Below are 19,867 nucleotides of genomic sequence, written 5' to 3' on the forward strand. Positions count from 1 at the left end.
TGTTTTTTTTATATTACGATTTATTTAAACAGAATTACAAAAGGTAGTGTTATGAAAAAATTATTCAAATTAGGTTTATTAGCAGCGTCAATGGGTTTATTTGTAGCTAATGGTGCTTCTGCAGCTCTAGATAAAAGCAAAACTTACATTGTAGGTACCGAAGCAACCTATGCTCCTTATGAATACTTAAATGATAAAGGGCAAATTGAAGGCTTTGATATAGATTTAATTAATTACATTTGTCAGGATATTGGTATTACTTGTAAGATTGAAAACCAGGCATTTGATGGTTTATTCTCTAACTTAAACTTTAAGAAAATTGATTTAGTAATTGCGGGTGTGCACCCAACTGAAGCAAGACTTAAAGTAGCTGCTTTTTCACAAGAGTACTTACCTAAAGAGCTAAATGTATATGTTACTTTAAAAGCAAATAACTATACTGCGACTACTGATTTAAAAACTGTAGGTACGCAAGCTGGTACTTCACAAGCTAAGTACTTAGATGAAAAAACTAAATTCAAAGTAGTTAAATACCAAACTAATGACCTAGCGTTTTTAGATTTAAAAGCTAAGAGAATTGACGCTTATATTCTTTCACAAGAAGTTGCAAAACCTTTATTAGCTTCAACTCCTGAATTTACAACTGTGGGTGAACCTATTAGTGATCCTCTTTTTGGTTTAACTGGTCCAGCAATTGCCGTTCATAAACAAAACAAAGAACTTCTAGATGCAATTAATGCTTCATTAGAAAAAGCAAAAAATACTGGATTTATTGATCAATTAAAGGTAAAATATAACATGAATAATTAACTGGTGGTAGTTAATTATACTTTTTGATTTTTTTAAATTTGCAATTGCGCTTAATCTTATTAAGTAAAATTGAAGTATATTCCAACCAAGAGTGTATGCTCTTGGTTTTTTTTGTCAGTTTTTTCAAGGAAGGAACTATAAAAGAGAGGGTATTCTTTTACTTCTGCAAAAATAATCGTTTAGGAGTAAAATATACGAGAAAAATTAACATACCTAAAAGGGTATGAATACACTCACATTACTCATTTTTGACGTATGTCTACCAAATTAAAATCTATCATAAAATACCAGTGGGTAAACATTTTACCTACCTTTATTTCTGCGAGCCTTGTTTTAATTTTTCTTGGTCTTCTCGATCTTTTCCCGTTATATTTACCTATGTGTTTAGGGTTGATCGCAGGGGGCGTTGTTGATGTCGACAATAAGTTTTCGGGCAAGGTTAAGAATGCTCTTTTAATTTTTATAATTTTCTTAATTGCAGAAGCTATAGTTCTTTATACATACCATAACTTTATCCTCCTCTGGGTATCAAGTATTATTGCCGCCTTTGTTTTTGTAATGTCAGGGGCATTTAGTAAAAGTCTAAAAACCGTAGGCTTTGGGGGTGTACTAATAATTTGTTATAGTATGTTCCTCTGTTTCCACGCTACAGACTTTACTATGGCAGTAGAACACTTGCTCTATATGCTCGTAGCAGCTATGTTCTATACTTGTATTTCTCTTTTAATTCACGTAATTTTTCCCAATCGAGGCATTAAAAACAATGTTTCGGATTTATATAATTCATTAAGTGAATTTTTAGCGATAAAGGGAACTTTCTTTGATCCTGATGATGAAACCTATCGTCGTGAGTTTACTTCAACTGATCAAGAAAATGGGGGTGAGTTAATTGCGAATAACTACTACAATAAAAACTACGAACGAGCACGAAATCGTTTAATTGAACAGTTTGAAATAACTAAATCTTCATTAATTATTCGTATTAAGTCTTTTGGTAAACGTAAAACCACCAGTGATATGATGCGATATTATCTAACTGCAGATAATATTTTTAAAACTCTGGATTTTAATTTACAAGATTACCAACCTTTAAAAGATCGCTTACAAGACAGCGATATAATGTTCCGCATTCAAAGAATTTTAATGCTTTATGCTGCAGCAACCTCGCAGTTTTCTTATGATTTAAAAAGCGAACGCATGGTTTCTTTAGATAAACGCATTTTAATTTCTATAGAACGTTTAGAAGCTTCAATTAATAAGCAAAGAGCCTTACACTACTATCACGTAGATAGCTTACAGTTACTTTTAACTAAACTTAAAAAAGTTTACTGGTTATTACAAAATATTAATAACCAAGAGAACTTTACTCAAAGTGTGCAGCAATTTATTCCAGATCACCGTAGTAAAGTTAGTCTGAAATTAAAATTACAAGCGGCATTAAATGATTTTTCTTTAAAATCACCAATCATGCGTCATGCCATTCGTGTCTGCATTCTCCTTTTAATGTCAGCTTTTGTTTTCTACTTCTTAAGTCTCCAGTTTTCTTTCTGGTTTATGATGGCTGGGGTACTGGTAATTCAACCGCGTTACTCCTTAACTAAAACTAGGGTTAAACACCGGTTATATGGTTCGGTTTTTGGGGCACTAGCAGGAGCCTGTCTTGCTTTCCCTGTAGAGACCATGCCAGTGGAATTAAGTATTGCGGGTATTACTACCTTAACTCTATTCCAAGTTACCAAAGTACTTAACTATGGTTATTCAACCTTTTTCCTAACCATGGCGGTATTTTGTACTTTCCGCATGGCGGGCTTAGAGTTAACGCCTTTAGTAGTTTTTGAGCGCATACTAGCTAATGCTCTCGGGGCAGGTTTATGTTACCTAGCTATGAGCTACGTTTTACCAGAATGGAAATACCTAGATCTGGGCAGAAATGTGCGTCAGGTTTATGACTACAATAAACGTTTATTACTTTCAATTGTTGGGGTGCTTTTAAAACATCCAATTAGTGCATTTGATTTAAATAAACGCTTTTTAATGGCACAAAACTCGCACATAGCTTTACAAAGTGTAGTTTCGAGTATTGTTAGTGAACCAAAAATTTATCGCTTATACATTACTCCTTCGATAAAACTCATGGCCTTAAATGACTATATTCTCTCGAATTTAAGTCTAGTAAACCAATTACTTATTGAGGCAATTGAAGGAAACAAAGTAGAGGAGATAAATCAACAAACGGTTGCTTTATTTGAGAAATTAGCTTTAATTTATTCGAATCTTTATGGTTATGGTGATGATGAGTTACGTCTTACGGTAGGTAAATTTATTGCCGAAGCTAATGAAATTGCCAATAGTGAAAATGAAAACGACAATGAGTTTAACCTCAATTTTTATCTCAATGAAAAAATTGTCGGTATAGGTGTTGCCCTAATTAACTATCGTCGTGAGTTAGCTCTAATTTATCAATTAACTAAAATTGACCAAAAACTCTTTGAACGAGTTAAGGGTAAAGCTAAAGAGCCTATTGATAAAAAAGCTCAAGAGACTGCTACTCAAGCCGTTACAGCTCCTGCCTTAGATGCCGAAGTTATGGCTAAAGCAGTTGCTAAAGCCGAAGAGCAAGCTCGCAAAGAGCAAATTCAAGGGGCTATTGAAAATCTCAATAAAGAAAATACGAGCGAACAGGATCAATTTAACGAAAAAGTTGCCTCTTCTACTGCTCAATTAGATCAAGAAGCAAGTGAAAGTGCAACAAATGTTAAAGAGGCTAAAGCCCAAGTCAAAGAAGAGCAAGCCCAACGTGAGTTAGAAACTAATGCTTACCTTTCACAGGCAGCCCAACATTCAATTAATGATATTCAAAGTGGGGCTAATAGTGAACAAGTAGACAAAATCGTTGCTCATCGTTTAGGGGAAATAGACGCGGCTAATTTAGTAAGTGATTCAGTACCAGCTGTAGTTGATACTAAAGTAATCCTTCCTGAATTAAATTCTGCCCAACTAGAAAAAGATTTAGCTGATCAAGCAGAGCTAGATAAAGCTAAAACTGAACAACTAGTGCAAGAAGAATTAAAAGCTATGCCAAAATCTGAAGATGATGTTTTAGTTGACTTCTTAACTAGTCAAGAAGTACAAATGACTAAACAAATAGATCAAGAAGTATTCTGGCATGATACAGCCGATGAAATTGCTCGTCTTGAGCAAGAGCCAAAAGATCAAGCTCAAGAGCAACAAGTAAATGCTCAAGCAGATCAACTGGCACAAGAAACGCTCAATAAACAATATCAAGACAAATAAAAAACTAATTTCTCCGAGTTGATAAACACAACTCGGAGAATTTTTTTGCTCGGCGGTTAGGGGCGTTTTTATGCTAAAATCTTCTTAAAAAAAGCTACAAATAATCTATGTCTATACTAAATAATGGCGATCAATTTAGCGCCTTCTTTTTTAATGTTAATAATCCGCAAAGCGATTGCTTTCGTTTAGCCTCGAGCTATTTAAACTTAGGTTTTCGTAATGAATACTTTGCTGTAGTTCTCGAAGAAAAGGATTCGGCTCGCGTCGAGCAAAAGTCCTATCTAGTTTTAGATACTCCAGATTGTATTTTATTGCGTCATGGTCTTTTAGTGCAAAACATAGAAGACAAGCTTATAGTTTCACGCTTTTCTTATGCGGATTTAAGTCAAGAGCCTCAAGTAGTGGATAGCATTTACTTAAGAGGCATAGATATTACGCAAAGCTACAGATATCTCGATCTAGCTAAGTATGGCTTAGAGGACTTAGCGACACAAATTTCGCCAAATTATCCAACTTTTAAACCAGAGGATAAATTGTGCCAAGTGGCTCCTCTAGTGCAAGTAGATTTAACTACTTATGATAACTCTGCAAGTCATGAATCCCTTTTAGAGTCGTTAGTTTCTACCCCTGTAGTTTTAAATCATTTTCAATTTGAAATGGTAAATGAACAGGATTTACTAAATTCAGTGCGCAATCTTAGCGGCTTTACTCTTTTTGAGAATCCACGCATTAGTTCTGCATTTTTCGCTGAACATGGTTTGGATTATATAATTCCTTATGACAACTCGATGCTTACGCTGGAGCAAATCCAAGATGATCCCGAGCGCATGCATTTAATTTGGACAGATTACTTATCTAGTCTTTATTCGACAATTCTTCCACCACAAAACGAAGATCTTAGTCAGGCAGAGATAGAGCAACGCAGTAGTTATTATGGTAATCATTATTTTTATCGTGATGCTTTTGAACGTCCGCATAAATTTAGTTACTACACCGTAAACATTAGTATGAAAAATGATAACCTTTACGCAAATTTCTTGCGTATTTTTCAAGGTTATGATTTTTCTCCGCAATATGTACCGCGTCAAGAGTTAATCCATCTGTTAAATTATTTACACTTATATAATCCAGCTCAATATTATGTTCCAGGTGGGTTTGAGAACGACAAACAAGTACCTGGCGAAGACTATAGTATCGAAGACTTTAAGAAAGAAATGCTTTTAGTAGAAAAGTATTATTACTTACATAGTCTTATTGCTAATTTTGCTCCCAAGGATTACACCTTTGAGATGGCAATAGAATTTTTTGGTGTTTTACAGCATTGGATAGTTTTAGCGGTAATCTACAATTTAGATGCCAAGGATGATGATTTAGCCAAGGCTTTAGAAGAAGCAGAAACTTATTTTAGTCTTGTGAGCATGTATCTAAGTGTAAGAGAAGATGATGACGACGCTTATCTGGTAATGCGTCGTATCTGTAATGCTTACCAATTCCATAATTTATTGTGTCAAACACGAAAAATATTATGTAGCAAAGATTAGATAATTTGGCGTAAAATCTTTATAATATAAGGGGGGAGGCTAACTCCCCTCATTTTTATATACTTACAAAGGATGCAAAAATAGAATATGGCAACAAAAAAAAGTAAAGTAGTTTATGTTTGTAGTAACTGTGGTTTTGATTACCCCAAGTGGGAAGGACGTTGTCGTGCCTGTGGCGAATATAATACCTTGCAAGAATTTACGGTAGACACGCCTGCAACTACAGGAGCACAAGTAGTAAAAAAGGTTAAACCGCGTTCGGCATTACAAGCTCAAGATGCAGGGAAAAAAATTAGCCAAGGGGGCTATGCAGGTTTTTTTGATCATGGTGTAAAAACTATTAGCCAAATCCAAGTGCAAGAGCTCGAACGTACCAAAACTGGCTTTAGCGAGTTTGATCGCGTTCTAGGTGGCGGTATAGTAGCAGGTTCGGCTATTCTTGTTGGTGGTCATCCAGGTGCAGGTAAGTCAACCATTTTACTGCAAATAGTAACCAAGCTCAGTGAAGAAAACAAAATTCTTTATGTTACAGGGGAAGAGTCTCTCGAGCAAGTAAAAATGCGTTCTGAGCGTGTTGGTATGCCAGTTATCGATAGTAATCTTCTCATGTTGTCAGAAACTTCAATCGATCGTATTATTGAAGTTTGTGAACAAGAACAACCGAATATTTTAATTATCGACTCGATTCAAGTTATGTCCTTAGATGGTATAGCTTCGAGTCCTGGCTCGGTATCGCAAGTACGTGAGTCAGCAGCAGCCCTTACGCGTTATGCTAAGCAAACGCATACTTCGGTAATTATGGTAGGGCATGTAACCAAAGAGGGAGCTCTGGCTGGTCCTAAAGTGCTCGAGCACGTAATAGACTGTTCACTCATGATCGAAAGTGCCGAAGATTCGCGTTTTCGTATTATTCGTTCAACCAAAAACCGTTTTGGTGCCGTTAACGAAATAGGGGTGTTTATGATGGATTCGCGAGGCTTACACGAAGTAAAAAATCCCTCGGCAATCTTTCTTTCTCGCACTGATGAGCCAGCACCAGGCTCGGCAATTGTAGTTTTATGGGAAGGATCGCGTCCGCTGATAGTGGAAATTCAATCCCTTGTTGACAACTCTAATAAAGAGTCATCGCGACGCATTTCCAATGGTTTTGATAATAACCGGTTAATGATGCTCTTAGCGATTATGGCTAAGCATGGTGGTTTACAAATGTATAACCATGAAGTTTATGTAAACGTAGTGGGGGGAATTAAAGTGCAAGAGACCTCAGCTGACCTAGCGGTGGTTTTAGCAATTTTAAGTTCTTCGCTCAATAAAGTATTACCACGTGGCTTAATCGTTCTGGGTGAGCTTGGCTTAAGTGGAGAGTTACGTCCTGTATCTATGGGACAAGAGCGTTTAGCCGAAGCGGCTAAACATGGCTTTAATACCGCAATTATTCCTGCAAGTAACAAGATAAATATAAAAATTCCTAATATGGAAATTCATCCTGTGAAAAACCTAAAACAAGCATTTGCGGTGATTCGCGAACTGTTAAATAATAAAGAGGCTTAGATGTACGGAAGTATTCACGGAATTTTATTAGATAAAACTACGACCACCGTATTAATTGATTGTTACGGCGTGGGCTATGAAGTAACTGTTCCTTTAACTACCTATCAACACTTGCCTGCGGTGGGAAATAAAATATTTCTTTTTACCTACCAACGGATTCTCGAAGATGCTCACCAGCTTTATGGCTTTGCTCATGCGGTTGAAAAAAAGCTTTTTCAAGAATTAATTAAGCTCAATAAAATTGGTCCGCGCATTGCTTTAGCAGTTTTAGGCATGTATGACTTTATTAGTTTATTAAATATTATTAACAATAAGGATCAAAAAGCCTTGGCTGCTGTGCCAGGAATAGGGAAAGCAACTGCCGAACGGATGATTGTGGAATTAAACAATCGTATGGATATGCTTAAAGAAGCTGTAGCTCTAGGCAAACAGCAAATGGTAATGCTCAAACAAGCTTATGGGGTTATTGAGCAAGAGAAGCCAAGTGAAGTAAGAGTTGAACCTGAGTTTGCTCAAGTAAACTATCCGCAAGCGACCCCAAGCGAAGAAGAGGATATGAGTAAACGCTACTCGGTACTTCAAGCTTTAGTTAACCTTGGCTTAAAAGATGTTCAAGCTCAGCAGATTCTAGAAAAAGTATACGAGCCTAGCTTAAGTTTAGAGCAACTCATTAAGGCTTGTTTAGATTTTTATAAAGGCAAATAATTATGCAAGATGAGATGCGTTTGGTTTCGGCTCAAGAAGGAGTAGGAGAAAAACAACCAGATCGAGCTTTGCGTCCTGTAGATTTAGCAGGATACATAGGTCAAGAATCAATTGTAGAGCTCTTATCTGTTAGTATCCATGCAGCCAAAAAAAGAGGCGAACCTCTAGACCATACTTTAATTTTTGGTCCACCAGGACTGGGTAAAACTACCCTTGCCAATATTATTGCCCATGAAATGGGGGTAAATATAGTTACGACCACCGGTCCGGTACTAGAAAAGGCAGTTGACCTAGCTGCCATTCTTAATGGTTTACAACCTAACGATATTCTTTTTATCGATGAAATTCATCGTCTGCCTGCCAAAGTAGAAGAAGTACTTTATAGTGCAATGGAAGACTATGAAATAGATATTTTAATTGGTGAAGGTGCAGGAGCTAATACTATGCGTCTACCTCTTTCACCTTTTACTCTAGTGGGAGCAACCACGCGAGCAGGCAGTCTAACTGGACCTCTATATGCTCGTTTTGGTAACCACTACAATCTGAGTTTTTATCAGGCTCAAGAACTTGCCCAAATTATTATTAACTCGGCAAATAAGTTGCAAATTGTAATAGATGCAGCTTCGGCATTAGAGATTGCCAAACGTTCGCGTGGTACGCCACGTATTGCCAATCGTTTATTACGCCGAGTAAGAGATTTTGCTGATGTTTTAAATCAAGGTGAAATTTCTTATGAGATAACTTGTCTAACCTTAGATAAATTAAATATAGATTCATGTGGCTTAGATCGTTTAGACTACCGCTTACTAGATACTTTAATTAATCAATTTAATGGTACGGCGGGGATCGAAGCTCTAGCTTCTTCGATAGGGGAAGATCGCTTGACCCTAGAAGATGTAGTTGAACCTTATTTAATTCAGCAAGGTTTTATTATCCGTACGCCTAGGGGACGGATGGTAACCGATAAAGCTAAAATGTATATGCAATCGATAGAGAAAACACTATGTTAAAAAAATTAGCTCTAACTGTTACAGCACTAGCGACCCTAATGCCAGCTTTTGCCAAGGTTAACAATTGTCAAATTAGCGTTAAATACAGCTATGAATTTGCCAGTGTACCTAGTTGTCATCTGGGAATAGCTACCCGTGATTATGTTGCTTTACCAGCTCTACCTGGTTTGGATCCTAATCTGGGTACTAATATGATCTCAGATCCCCAAATAGCTTTTGCTTTTTATACTCCTTTAATGGAAAATAAAAACGAGGCAGTAAAAGACTTTGTCAAAGACTATTTTGCTAAATACTTAGCCTATGCTCCTAAAGCCAAATATGCTTTTGTGATAGGGCAGTATAATGGCTTAAACCAAAATGACGTAGACTATACTCAACTAAGTACAACTGCTTTATTTATTAATAGCGAGAGACAAGTGAGCTTTACTAAAAACTATGTCCCAGAGCTTAAAGTAGAAAGCAATGACCTTTGGTTAGCTCCAGGCAAAACCGTAGCAGTTAAATTAGTTGACTATCAAGGCGTAACCAATCAGTCTGACTTTACGATTTTACTCTTTAATCATGGTAGTCAAGCTGCGCCAATTAGTAGATCCCTAAATGTGTATATGGATACAATTTTAGCTAAAGCAGCTAAAAGTGGTAAATCTGTTATCTCTGGCGATAATATTTCCATTACTAATAAAAATGGCTCGGTAGTAATTAGTGGCGGAACTATAAGTGCTGGCAGTGTATCGGTTTCTGGGCAAAATGTAAATATCCAAAATACCAATATTAACGCCCAAGAAAACATTGACCTTAAAGCAGGGGATACTTTAGATGTAAACAACTCTGAGTTAAACTCGCCTCAGGTTAATGCTCAAGCTCCAAAAATTAACGATGACGGTTCTTTAGCTAAAGCCCAAAGTAAAGAGATGAGTCAATTTACGCAACCGCGTATTGTTGGTATAGATGACTACTTTGCTAAAGTGCTTGCTCTACGTGGAGAAAACAGAAGTCGTCCGGTAATAGATCCATTTTTAGCTGGGCAAATTCTAGGCATAGACAACTCAGGCTTAAGCCCTAGTCAATATGTAGAAAAATTTGTTGCTACTTTTGGGCAAAATAACTACTTAACGCGAATTTTACCGCAATATACTCAAGAAGTTATTAATTTTAGAAGCAAATAATTTTATAAAGCTAAGAACCTTCAGTTCTTGGCTTTATTTGTTTGTTGACTTAGGTTTATATCGGTTATAATATAGAAAGCGTAGATTTTTTGATCTACATAGAATATTTGTTTTAACTAACTAAAAAAGTTATAAGTAATTTACTTATAATTTTTTTCCACACTGCATTTAGCCATGAGTAATGAAAAAAAAGAATTCATGCTAGGAAAAAATTACGCAGGAAACTTTGAACGTAATCTAAGCCACATTTTTAGCGAATTTAAAGACAATGAGGTGGCTTTAGATTATTATGCCCTAGCATTAAATGATATTTATTTAAGTGGTTATGCCTATGCCCCTGTATTTGAACATGACATTGACAGGTATTACCTGGCAATGTTAACTCTGTTAAATCAAGTGCACAATCCATTTGGTGTAATTAACTTAGAAAGTGATGTATTATCTCTTTTCCTTGTAGATAATATTATCGAAAAGAAAAATGTTGAAACTCTTACCCGTGAAATAGCTGCCAATAGTTTAGATTCTGAACTTTTAGGCAAGTTTAAAGTTTATACATCCGTAGAGCAAATCGAGCGAGCGGGTTTAGGGGTAGCAATTTTAACTCTTGATGAGCTCCCAGATTTTCTGGTTAAGTATACTGCTCTAGTAGAGCAAAGAGTAGCAAACCTTAATGCAATACTTGAGATTACCTTTAAAATTTTAGACTCAAGTGCTGGTAAGGATATTTACCTTGATGACCCAGCTGTAGATAGCAAGCTCAGAGAACAACTTGTTCAACTGGCGAACCAAGAAGAGCTATACTTTGATTTTACTTTAGAAGAAGAGCTTAAACTTTCTTGCTATGCATTGCATTCTAAAGTGCAAATGCTTATCGACTTTTTAACCGAACAGCAAAGTAGCTATCAAACTACTAAAATTGTTTGCGATCGCGACGAGCAAGGTAATGAAATCGAAGTTGGGGAAAAAGTTTATACCTACAGAAATGCTCCTCTAGGTTTAGTGTATGTCTTTAATGGCTATCTCTACAATAATCCTGAGTATTACAAAAAACGTCAGCATGTTTTTAGTTATATTCGTGCATTAAATCCACAAACTCTAGTTTGGTGTGATCAGTATCGTGATGAGCAAACTTTAAATCTCGAAGATATTACTAACCTAGTAGTTCGTAGTGTACAAGTTAATTTATTTAGCTACTACTTACCTTACTTTGCTAAGGTAAGCAATGTATTTAGTAGCAATGGGAAGATAAACTTTGCTCTGTTACCTGAGTTCCAGGATATCCGCACTTTTAATACTGGACATGGTTTAACGCCAGGATCTGACTCAACTTTAAGACTAGCTCCAAGTAAAAACTTACAAAAAGTTAAAAATATCGATGCACAATTATTTGTTGCTTTAACTTTTGCTTTACAACAACGCCAAGTTCTCGTTCTTTCTCAAGATGTAGAAAAAACTTGTCAAGAAATTGAAGCTGTATGTAAAGAAGTTCCTGAATTACGTGCAATTAGCAATTACCTTACAGTAGTAAGTGACAAAGAACTACCGTTTTTCCGTACAACTTGTGCGGTAGCAGTAGTGCTCAAAGAAGTTAAACTGACTCATAATTTAATTTCTTGTCTTTCGAGTATTATCTCAAGCTCAATTATGACCTATTCGCCATTAATTATTTATGGCACAGATTTTGAAGGACGCAGTAACAAACGTCGCAAACAAAACAATGAGGCAGAAACGCCAAGTGATTTAGAGCAAGAGTTTAAACCGCTAATCGAGCAACAAGAAAAAGAAATTAAAAACTGGTTAAGAAACCGTCGTATTCGTCGTCGTAACAACATTAGCCAAGACGGTCAATTGTTTTATGCTCCAGCTTTAGGCTGTGTTGATGAGGTTTCTCCAACTTACTTTAATTTACAAGAGCAAAGAAACTGGAATAGTCAGCTGTCAAGTGACAAGTTCCTTACCGTTCGTCTCAATGATTTAGAAATTTCTTACTACCCTAACCTCAACTCTAATCTCATGGTGTTAGGGGGAATGAATCATAATTTCTTTACGAACTGCGTTGGTGAGTTTAAACCTCATGCGGTTAACGATTCTTCTTTTAGTCGTTTAGGTTCGTTTTATCATGCCAACCTTAACTCAGGTGATTTAATTACCAATGTTTCTATTGCTATTCACCGCTTAATTAACCTCTTTAATAATGCAGAAAACAAAGTAGGTTCTTTACGTGGTTTAAGTGTGTACTGGATTCTTAATGATGAAGAACATGCTTTAGCACCTCTTTATGCTAAACTCTTTAATAATATTTTTAATAAAGAAGAAAATGCTCGTGTAAATGTAAAAATCTATCGTGAACTAACTTCTCCTGTAGAAAGTAACTCAGTTCTTGATAAAGAAAATAGCAATTTACAAGACTTTACTAAGAGTGCCTATGATGAAGCAGTACATGTAGTTAACCAAATTCGCAATGATGTACTGTCGCAATTACTGGATAGTAAACTAGCTAAAGACGAGAAGAATCAAAAATTTATCGATGACTTAATTAACTCCAATGTCGATGATGAGTTTGCTCGTTATCTAGATTTTGGGCAAAAGGTTGAAGATCAAGAGTCAGATTTCTATTTAGATGCCATAGCTCTAGTTATTGGTGGCTTATTATTACCAGAAGGCACCGAAAGACAATTGCATGAAATAGTGATCATGACCCAAGAAGAGTATAATCTGCATGGTAAGTTTACCCACCCAGATCTAGTGGTACTCGAAAATGTAAGTAATCTATACTCTTTAGATAAAAGTGCCGAAACCGCAGCTTTTATTGGCGAGTTATTCGAGCAGCTTGATTTCCCTGTGGTACTAGTAAGTTCACCAGAAACTTGTTCACAAGTTTTACTTGAGCATTTAGATGCGACAGATAACCGTGTAATTAATCCTCGCTTAATTTATGATTTACCTTCGGCAGATAGATACGCTTATGGTATTCATGTAGATAAAGCTCAGCATTTTAAAGTTTCTGAGTTTGATGGCTTTGCTAAGGCAGAACAGCTTGATGATTTTGTTGCCCAAATTAAACAAGGGGTAGATACAGGTAAAGTAGACAGCAATGTTTTACTCTTTGATTTACCTATGGTATCTTATGCCTTACCAAGAGGACAAAATCCAGATTATGCTTTACAAGAAATTAAAAATCTCGAAGGACAAAGACTTTTTAATGCCTACATTCCTTCATTAGGTGAGAAAGTACAAAAATTATTCTTTAATAATCTGGCAGTGACCAATGATAAACTGGTAAACCTAGCCTTAAGTATTTTATTACAACCTAGAAGCAATAAAGTAAGAGGCTTAATTGTAACTACAGATCCTGAGCTTTATAAGTTCTTTAATCTTCTAGCTCCATATTTTGGTTTTTCCGTGCATAATCCACAAAGCCTTAAAACAGAGCGAGCAGTATTTAGTCATGCTGTGGTTATGGTTACAGGTGATACTTATATAGATCAAGAGTTAATGCAACGTACTACTTTACTAACACGTGGCTTTAAAACCCCAGGTAGTGTGTTCTTAATTGCAGATTTTAATTGCATTAATTACTATTTAGCAATAATCTCGCGTGATCATCCATTCGAAATTGGCGGTCGAGGTTTAAATTTAGATCCAAGTTTATCTCGTCTCCATGAAAGCAAGGCAATTAACCAAAAAACTATGCGTGCCGATAATTTCTCAGCTTATTTTGATGCTATAAGGTATAAAAATGAAATGCCGAGATTAACGCGCTCGCGAGCGTTAAATGTCTTTAGAAATAAAGAATAAATGCAAAGAGACCTCTAAAAATAGAGGTCTCATTTTTTTGTTTTAAATAAGAGCGGATAACATTAAGACCGCTAAATTATGGTTTTGCCAATAAAACTAATTATTTGTTATTTTAACGGGATTAAGTTATAGCTATAATATAAGTTATATACGAAAAAATCATCCGAAACTATTGCATAAAATAATAAATCATAGTAGGATAATAAAGTGTGTTTAATTCACACATGGATAACAAGTGTTTAAAAATTTTGCTTAGCTAGAGTAGCCTAGCTTCTTTTATTTTTGTTTATTAATGTCTCTCAAGTAAAGTTGTCTATTAACTAGTTGACCGAGAATCTAGTTAATAGCTAATTTGTATCTTCTTTTAAAGAGCTTAAGAGTTACTATTAGAGTGGCACTATGTATAAATACATTTTTCGTCGTATTTTAGAAGCGATACCAACATTGCTAATTCTGATTGCAATAACCTTCTTCTTAATGCGTTTAGCTCCAGGTAGCCCTTTCACTTCTGAACGTGCTTACCCACCTGAAATTATCGCTAACATTGAAGCAAAATACCACCTAAATGAACCTATGTGGAAGCAGTTTTTAATTTACTTGAACTCTTTATTACATGGTGATTTAGGACCGTCTTTTAAATATAAAGACTTTACGGTTAACCAATTAGTAGGTCAATCATTTGGGGCTTCATTAAAATTAGGTTCAATTTCTTTCTTAATTGTTTTAGCCCTAGGGATTACTGTAGGGATTATCGCTGCTTTATATCAAAATACTTGGATTGACTACTCAGTAATCAGTCTTTTAGTAGTAGGTTCGGTTATTCCAACCATCGTAGCAGCTCCGGTTCTGATTTATATCTTTGCCGTTAAACTAGGTTGGCTTCCATCCGGAGGCTGGAACGGCGGGGCATTAAGGAACATGATTCTACCAATTATAATTTATGTTTATGGTAGTATGACTTTCTTAGCGCGTATTACCCGTGGTAACATGATCGAAGTTTTAACTAATAACTATATTCGTACTGCCCGTGCTAAAGGTTTAAGCACTAGATATATTATTGTGCACCATGCTTTACGTGCTGTATCGGTACCAGTAGTACAAGTTTTAACTTTATCATTTGTTGGTTTTATTACAGGATCAATTATCGTTGAGCAAATCTTTGGTATTCCAGGTTTAGGTCAACTATATGTACAAGGTGCGACTAACCGTGACTATGGTTTAGTACTAAGTATTACCATTTTATCTGGTGTGTTAATTGTCTTAGCAAACATAGTTAATGACATATTAATGGCAGTTGTGGATCCGCGTATTAAATTCTAGTTTGACTTTGGAGATTTTGCTATGACAACTAATACGGTAAAAGCAAACGCAACGGACGAATTAGAGATAGATTCACGTTCGTATTGGCAGGATGCTGTTATACGTTTCATGCGTAACAAGGCTGCGGTAGCTTCAACTGTCGTTCTCTTGGCTATTTTACTCTTTGTTATTTTTGCCCCATTTTTTACGCAATGGGACTATGAAACAATTGACTGGGATAATATTTCGACCGGTCCGTCATCGTTACACTTATTAGGTACAGATGAAAACGGCCGTGACGTATTAGCACGTATTGCTTACGGTGGTCGTATTTCTTTCACAATCGGTTTTCTAACCGCTATTTTCTCAATTATTATTGGGGTTACCTATGGAGCTGTATCTGGCTACTTTGGTGGTCTTGTAGATAGCTTAATGATGCGTACTTTAGAAGTACTAGATTCATTACCTGGTCTTTTTGTGATCATCATGGCGCTAGTATTTTTCGGTAACTCACTTGTAACTCTAATTGGATTAATGTCAATTACCGGTTGGTATGGTAAAGCTAGGATGATTCGAAGCTTAACTATAGCAGTTAAAAACCGTGAATATATTGATGCAGCACGAGTAATTGGGGTAAGTAATCCTAAAATTGTGTTAAAACATATAGTTCCTAACTTAATGTCAACAATTGTAATTTACTTATCTTTCTCTATTCCTGGCGCTATTGCTGGTGAGTCTGCACTTTCATATTTAGGCTTAGGGGTTCAAGAACCTTTAGCTTCATGGGGTTCTCTAATTGCAGATGGTTCATCTGTGATGCAAGTAGCACCTTGGTTATTATTCTTCCCGTCATTATTCTTATCTACAACTATTTTCTGTTTTACCTTTATTGGTGATGGTCTTCGTGATGCTTTAGACCCTAAAGATCGTTAGTAGAGAGATATAAGATATAAGATTAAAGGATTAAAAATGTCTAAGTTACTTTTAGATGTACAAGACTTAGAAGTTAATTTTAAAACCAATGATGGGGTAGTAACTGCAGTAAACAAATTAAACTTCCAACTGCATGAAGGTGAAACCCTAGGAATTGTGGGAGAATCAGGTTCGGGTAAATCTCAAGCTTCTTTCTCTCTTATTGGTCTTTTAGCTTCAAATGGTTTTACTAATGGTAAAGCTGTCTACCAATCAAACTTTGGTGAGGTAGACTTATTAAGTCTTGAAGACAAACAATTAAACCGCATTCGTGGTAATGAAATCTCGATGATCTTCCAAGATCCGATGACTTCATTAAACCCATATTTAACTATTGGTGATCAACTAGCAGAAGTACTAGTTATTCACAAAGGCATGAGTAAAAACGATGCATTAAAAGAAGCAAAAAATATTCTTGATGCCGTTAAAATGCCTGAGGCAGAAAAACGTTTAAAAATGTTCCCACATGAGTTTTCGGGTGGGATGCGTCAACGTGTTGTAATTGCCATGTCACTACTCTGTAAACCAAAAGTAATTATTGCTGATGAACCGACTACGGCTTTAGACGTAACGGTGCAAGCACAAATTATGAATCTTTTACGTGAGTTACAACGTGACTTCAAAACTTCAGTAATCTTAATTACCCACGACTTAGGGGTAGTAGCAGGCTTTTGTGAAAAAGTTCTGGTGATGTACGGCGGAAGAACTATGGAATATGGTTCTACCCAAGATATTTTCTATGATCCAACTCATCCATATACGCAAGGTTTATTAAAATCTATTCCGCGTATCGATAAGGAAGACATTAAATTATCTTCGATTCCAGGAAATCCACCTAACCTCTTAAACCTACCTACAGGTTGTCCATTTATGCCGCGTTGCGAACATGCTATTGAAGCATGTAATGGCCTTGCACCTTTAACTGGCTTTGGTAATGATCGTCGTCGTGCTTGTCATATTCCTGCTGAGGAAATGACCCGTCGCTATCATAAACTGCACAAAGAGTTAACAGGTGAAGATTATAAACAAACGCATGCACATTATTTTAAAGATAATGTCATTGTTGACCACACAGGACAAGCGTTAAATAATAAATAAGAGGTTATTATGGAAGCAACAAAGGAAATTAAAAAAGATGACGTGTTGTTAGAAGTAACTAACCTTGATGTTAATTTTAAAATTAAACGTTCAGGTGGTTTATTCTTTAACAAATACAACACTCTTAAAGCAGTTAAAAACGTAAACTTTAAATTACGTGTTGGTGAGACTTTAGGGGTTGTAGGTGAGTCTGGTTGTGGTAAATCAACTCTTTCGCGTGCCATTGTAGGTCTAGTGGAAGGACAAGGAAGTATTAAATTCCTTGGTGAAGAGTTAATTGGTATTAGTCAGCGTCAAAGACGTAAGTACAAAAAAGACATTCAAATGATCTTCCAAGATCCTTCGGCGTCTTTAAACCCACGTATTACCGTTGGTGAACTTATTGCTGAGCCTTTAACTATTCACTTTCCAAAAATGTCAAAAGCTCAAGTACGTCAAGAAGTTCTTGAGACTATGAAAAAAGTAGGTCTTTTACCGAACATGATTAACCGTTATCCACATGAGTTCTCAGGTGGTCAGGCACAACGTATCGGTATTGCTCGTGCTTTAATTACTCGTCCAAAAATCATTATTTGTGATGAGCCAGTATCGGCTCTGGATGTGTCAATTCAAGCCCAAGTGGTTAACCTGTTAAAAGACTTACAAAAAGAATATGGCATTAGCTTAATTTTTATTGCCCACGACCTTTCGGTAGTACGTCACATTTCGGATCGAGTATTAGTAATGTACTTAGGTTCGGTATTTGAATTATCTACGTCAAAAGAGATTTTTGAAAATACTAAACACCCTTATACTCGTGCCCTAATGTCGGCAGTACCTATTCCCGATCCAGAGCTCGAACGCAATAAGAAAATTGAGTTCTTAGACGGTGATCTCCCTTCACCGATTAATCCCCCTTCGGGATGTGTATTTAGAACACGTTGTAAATATGCAACAGAACAATGTGCAACTACTCCTCCTGCATTAGAAAATGTAGGCAATGAAGAATTACCACATTTAGTTGCTTGTTACAATTTAATTGATATTAAAAATATTTAATTAAAGAAAAGCTAGCTTTTTTAAGCTAGCTTTTTATTTTTTTATAAAAAATATTTAATTTTTGCGAAAAGTGTTTTAAAATAAAGGATAATATTTTGAAATTTTCAAAGAAAAAGAATAAAAGCTTACAATAAAATGCAATATTAAATTCTTTAAGAACTTCAGGATAAAAAGTTTTATAATGAGCAAGAGGAAATTTGCAAGATGTCCGTATATAAGTATGATGACCTAGATGCATATATTCTGTTACAATTATCGCGTGATCCTAATATTTCTTACCGCGCTATAGCTAAATCGTACGGAATTAGTGTGGGTACTATCCATGTGCGTTTAGATAAAATGCGTAGTGCTGGGGTAATTGAAAAAGCTAAAATCCAAATCGTTTCGGAAAAACTTGGGTATGAGATTATGTGCTTTATTGGTATAACGCTAAATTCAGCCCATAGTTATCGTAGCGTAATTGAACGTTTACGCGAAATTAATGAAGTAACAGAAGCCTACTATACAACTGGACGTTATTCAATGTTTATTAAAGTATTAGTAGATAGTATTAGTTCTTTACACCGCATCTTGACCGAAAAAATCCAAAGTATTGAAGAAATTCAATCTACCGATACCATTATTTCTATGGATAGACCAATAAATCGCCAAATTAATCTCTATGAAGGTGATTTAGGTAGTGCTGTAGAAGAACCTGAAACTAACTAAGAGGGAGACAATGCGTAATATATATTTGGTTGGGCATATGGCTTCAGGTAAAACTACTGTGGGGCAATTACTTGCTGAAACCTTAAACTTAAACTTTGTTGATACAGACTGTAATGTAGAGCGTTTATACGGCAAGTCAATTAACCAAATTTTTAAAAAAGAAGGGGAATTGCAGTTTAGAATTTTTGAGACAGCGGTATTATTACAAACGACCTTAGTGGATAATACTATAGTTTCAACTGGGGGTGGTATTCTTAAACGCATGCGCAATGGCGTTTATATGAAAGACTTTGGTTTTGTTATTTACCTTGAATTAAGTGTAGAAGAGCAAGCTAAACGTTTACTTGCCGATTCTCAACTAAGCAAAAGACCTATAGTTAAAGACTGTAAAGATAGCAAAGAGTTATTTGAAAAACTCAATGATTTACACGAAAAACGCAATGTTACTTATGAGTACTTTGCCGACTATATTATTGATGTAAATAAGGCTTCTCCAGCCGAAATAGTACAAAGAATTATTGACTTTTTGAATCAAAACAAGCTCATTGGCGATTTAGACTTTTTAGATAGTTTTGCAGGACGCATGCAATACAATCCATATAAGCGTTTACGTCGTAATGAGAATCTTGAACGTATTCGTGGTAAAGTAGAACCAAAAAAACGTAGTAGCAAACGTAAAGAATACGTGCAACTAGATAATGAATAAAGATTAGTTATCCTAGAGCTTAGAGTTTAAAACTTTAAGCTCTATTTTTTTGCTTAAAATCCTTACTTTGCAAAAAAGGCTTTATAATTTTGCCAAAATCCTTTACAATTTAGCAAAAACCATTTGCAATTTAACAAACCCCTTTGCAATTTAACAAAACCCTTTGAAATT

Annotated in this window: 13 protein-coding genes and 1 pseudogene; all 14 read left to right on the forward strand. The window is 35.7% G+C overall.

Annotated elements, in window-relative coordinates; translation table 11 throughout:
* Nucleotides 1-51: 51 nt before the first annotated feature.
* Nucleotides 52-810: a transporter substrate-binding domain-containing protein gene (locus CJP74_RS06060; RefSeq protein WP_119497378.1), complete on the forward strand. Its 759-nt coding sequence runs from the start codon at nucleotides 52-54 to the stop codon at nucleotides 808-810.
* Between the two features lie 255 nt (nucleotides 811-1,065).
* Nucleotides 1,066-4,104, forward strand: coding sequence for an FUSC family membrane protein (locus CJP74_RS06065; RefSeq protein WP_119497379.1), 3,039 nt, complete (start codon nucleotides 1,066-1,068; stop codon nucleotides 4,102-4,104).
* Between the two features lie 107 nt (nucleotides 4,105-4,211).
* A complete protein-coding gene (locus CJP74_RS06070) occupies nucleotides 4,212-5,645 on the forward strand; it encodes a hypothetical protein (RefSeq protein WP_119497380.1) in 1,434 nt (477 codons plus the stop codon).
* A gap of 87 nt (nucleotides 5,646-5,732) precedes the next feature.
* Entirely contained in the window at nucleotides 5,733-7,196 is a 1,464-nt protein-coding gene (gene radA / locus CJP74_RS06075; protein ID WP_119497381.1) for a DNA repair protein RadA, read from the forward strand.
* Nucleotides 7,197-7,901, forward strand: a complete 705-nt coding sequence (gene ruvA, locus CJP74_RS06080; protein WP_119497382.1) for a Holliday junction branch migration protein RuvA — start codon at nucleotides 7,197-7,199, stop codon at nucleotides 7,899-7,901.
* A 2-nt stretch (nucleotides 7,902-7,903) separates the two neighbouring features.
* A complete protein-coding gene (gene ruvB, locus CJP74_RS06085) occupies nucleotides 7,904-8,911 on the forward strand; it encodes a Holliday junction branch migration DNA helicase RuvB (protein WP_119497383.1) in 1,008 nt (335 codons plus the stop codon).
* Nucleotides 8,905-10,077 (forward strand): hypothetical protein, encoded by a 1,173-nt coding sequence (locus CJP74_RS06090; RefSeq protein WP_119497384.1) that lies wholly within the window; start codon nucleotides 8,905-8,907, stop codon nucleotides 10,075-10,077. Before ruvB ends, CJP74_RS06090 begins: the two co-directional genes overlap by 7 nt.
* 174 nt (nucleotides 10,078-10,251) lie before the next feature.
* On the forward strand, nucleotides 10,252-13,875 hold the full coding sequence (locus CJP74_RS06095; protein ID WP_119497385.1) for a hypothetical protein: 3,624 nt from the start codon (nucleotides 10,252-10,254) through the stop codon (nucleotides 13,873-13,875).
* 399 nt (nucleotides 13,876-14,274) lie between these two features.
* Nucleotides 14,275-15,195, forward strand: coding sequence for an oligopeptide ABC transporter permease OppB (gene oppB / locus CJP74_RS06100; RefSeq protein WP_119497386.1), 921 nt, complete (start codon nucleotides 14,275-14,277; stop codon nucleotides 15,193-15,195).
* Nucleotides 15,196-15,216: 21 nt separating this feature from the next.
* Complete coding sequence (locus CJP74_RS06105) at nucleotides 15,217-16,107, forward strand: ABC transporter permease (protein ID WP_119497387.1); 891 nt, start codon at nucleotides 15,217-15,219, stop codon at nucleotides 16,105-16,107.
* Nucleotides 16,108-16,143: 36 nt separating this feature from the next.
* Nucleotides 16,144-17,118: pseudogene (locus CJP74_RS06110) on the forward strand (oligopeptide/dipeptide ABC transporter ATP-binding protein); the annotation flags it as partial.
* Between the two features lie 135 nt (nucleotides 17,119-17,253).
* Nucleotides 17,254-18,282, forward strand: coding sequence for a murein tripeptide/oligopeptide ABC transporter ATP binding protein OppF (gene oppF, locus CJP74_RS06115; protein ID WP_119497389.1), 1,029 nt, complete (start codon nucleotides 17,254-17,256; stop codon nucleotides 18,280-18,282).
* A 204-nt stretch (nucleotides 18,283-18,486) separates the two neighbouring features.
* Complete coding sequence (locus tag CJP74_RS06120; RefSeq protein WP_119497390.1) at nucleotides 18,487-18,990, forward strand: Lrp/AsnC ligand binding domain-containing protein; 504 nt, start codon at nucleotides 18,487-18,489, stop codon at nucleotides 18,988-18,990.
* A gap of 10 nt (nucleotides 18,991-19,000) precedes the next feature.
* Nucleotides 19,001-19,696: a shikimate kinase gene (locus tag CJP74_RS06125; protein ID WP_119497391.1), complete on the forward strand. Its 696-nt coding sequence runs from the start codon at nucleotides 19,001-19,003 to the stop codon at nucleotides 19,694-19,696.
* The last annotated feature ends 171 nt before the right edge of the window (nucleotides 19,697-19,867 follow it).

This window comes from Psittacicella melopsittaci, from assembly GCF_003585925.1.
Taxonomy (GTDB): Bacteria; Pseudomonadota; Gammaproteobacteria; order Enterobacterales; family Psittacicellaceae; genus Psittacicella; species Psittacicella melopsittaci.